This is a genomic window from Roseateles sp. P5_B10, assembly GCF_056400485.1.
In genome coordinates this window covers 1-1,862 of the sequence record NZ_JBFULE010000945.1, presented here as the reverse complement: position 1 = coordinate 1,862, position 1,862 = coordinate 1, and the positions used below count along the sequence as shown (strand labels likewise).

Sequence of the window (1,862 nt, the reverse complement as noted above, 5' to 3'; positions counted from 1 at the left end):
GCATCATTGCCGCGCCGCTGGCGTTCTGGTTGGCCAACACCTGGGAGCAAGCGGCGCTGCTGCTGGGCTCGCTGCTGCTGCTGCTCATCGTCGAGTTGCTGAACTCCGCCATTGAAGCGGTCGTGGACCGTGTGTCCTTCGAGCGGCATGAACTGTCCAAGCGCGCCAAGGACATTGCCAGCGCCGCCGTGCTGATGGCGCTGGTGCTCGCTGGCGGCATCTGGGCCGCCGCCGTCTGGCAGCACCTGCGCTGAGGCAACGCAGCCCCACGCTCATTTCATGAGCTGCCCCCCGAGGGGGCGCGTCAGCGCCTTCGGACGGCCGGGCGGCACCGACATGCCACAGTCGGGCCATGCAGGCCCGCGGTTTCAAGCTGATCCCCAGCCACGTCGACGGCGTCGAGGTGGTCGTGGCCGACTCGGCATTGGCCTTCGGCCGCCACACGCATGACGAGTTCGGCATTGGCCTCATCGAGCGAGGCGCGCAGAAATCGGCCAGCGGGCGCGGTGTCGTCGAGGCCCGCGCGGGCGACCTGATCACGGTTAACCCGGGCGAGGTGCACGACGGCACGCCTTTTGATGCGAGCGGGCGGTGCTGGCGCATGCTCTATGTCGATCCGGCCCGGCTGCTGGATGCGGCAGCGGACATCGCGCCTGGTTCATCGTTTGAGTTCAAGGCGCCCGTCATTCGTGATGCCCTCATGACGGCACGCTTTCGCGCCCTGTTCGACGCGGTCACCACGGACGACGCGTTGCACTTCGACGCCGAACTGCTGACACTGACCGCGCGGCTTTTCAAGCCCTCGTCGGTAGAGCGCCCCGCCGTGAGCGCCGGTGTCACCGCCGCGCGCGAGCGCATTGACGACGATCCCGCTGCCGAACTGACGCTATCAGGCTTGGCCACCGATGCGGCGATGAGCCGCTACCAGTTCCTGCGCGCCTTCACGCGCCTGACCGGCCTGCCACCGCACGCCTACCTGCTGCAGCGCCGCGTACAGCGCGCGCGCCGGCTGGTGCGCCAAGGCCTGTCGCTGGCAGAGGCCGCCGCGGCCAGCGGATTCGCGGACCAAAGCCATATGACGCGCTGCTTTGTGCGCAACTTCGGCTTGACGCCCGGGGTGTTGGCGCGCAGCCGCTGAAATTTCGTTCAAGACCCGCCGGCGGCATCCGCCGCAGCATGGCGCCTCCACCAAGGAGCGCCCCATGAACATCGAATTCCTGACCGTGTCCCTGCTCGTCGTCGCCTCCCCCGGTACCGGCGCGGCCGTGACCGTGGCCGCCGGCTTGTCGCGCGGCGCGCGCACGGCCGTCATTGCGGCCTTGGGCTGCACGCTGGGCGTCGTGCCCCACATGCTGGCGGCCGTCACGGGCCTGGCGGCGCTGCTGCATGCCAGCAGCCTGGCCTTCGAGGCCGTGAAGTTCGCGGGCGTGGGCTATCTGCTCTACATCGCCTGGATGACCTGGCGCGAGCAGGGGGTGCTGAAGATCGAGGCCGATGGCGCCAAGCGCTCGGATTGGGAGGTCATTCAGCACGCCGTGCTCGTGAACCTGCTCAACCCCAAACTCTCGATGTTCTTCCTGGCTTTCCTGCCGCAGTTCATCGCCCAGGACGAGGCGGCGCCGACGCTGGCGATGCTGCAGCTGTCGGCCATCTTCATGGCCATGACCTTTGCGGTCTTTGCGCTCTACGGCGCCTTCGCGGCGCGCATGCGCGAGCAGGTCCTGGGCAGCCGGACGGTGATGGCCTGGCTGCGGCGGAGTTTTGCGGCGACCTTCGTGGCCCTGGGCATCAAGCTCGCGCTGACGCAGCGCTGAGGTGCCACCGCATGGCGCCCGGCGCGCCAGGCCGCTATGCTGGACTGC

The 1,862-nt window shown here is 68.7% G+C and carries 3 protein-coding genes; all 3 read left to right on the top strand.

The window, feature by feature from the left end; all coding sequences use genetic code 11:
• Nucleotides 1-254, top strand: a 254-nt coding sequence (locus AC1DU6_RS29570) for a diacylglycerol kinase (RefSeq protein WP_477861571.1), incomplete at its 5' end; no start/stop codon positions are given.
• A gap of 98 nt (nucleotides 255-352) precedes the next feature.
• Nucleotides 353-1,138: an AraC family ligand binding domain-containing protein gene (locus AC1DU6_RS29565; protein ID WP_477861569.1), complete on the top strand. Its 786-nt coding sequence runs from the start codon at nucleotides 353-355 to the stop codon at nucleotides 1,136-1,138.
• A gap of 64 nt (nucleotides 1,139-1,202) precedes the next feature.
• Complete coding sequence (locus AC1DU6_RS29560) at nucleotides 1,203-1,814, top strand: LysE family translocator (RefSeq protein WP_457325717.1); 612 nt, start codon at nucleotides 1,203-1,205, stop codon at nucleotides 1,812-1,814.
• The last annotated feature ends 48 nt before the right edge of the window (nucleotides 1,815-1,862 follow it).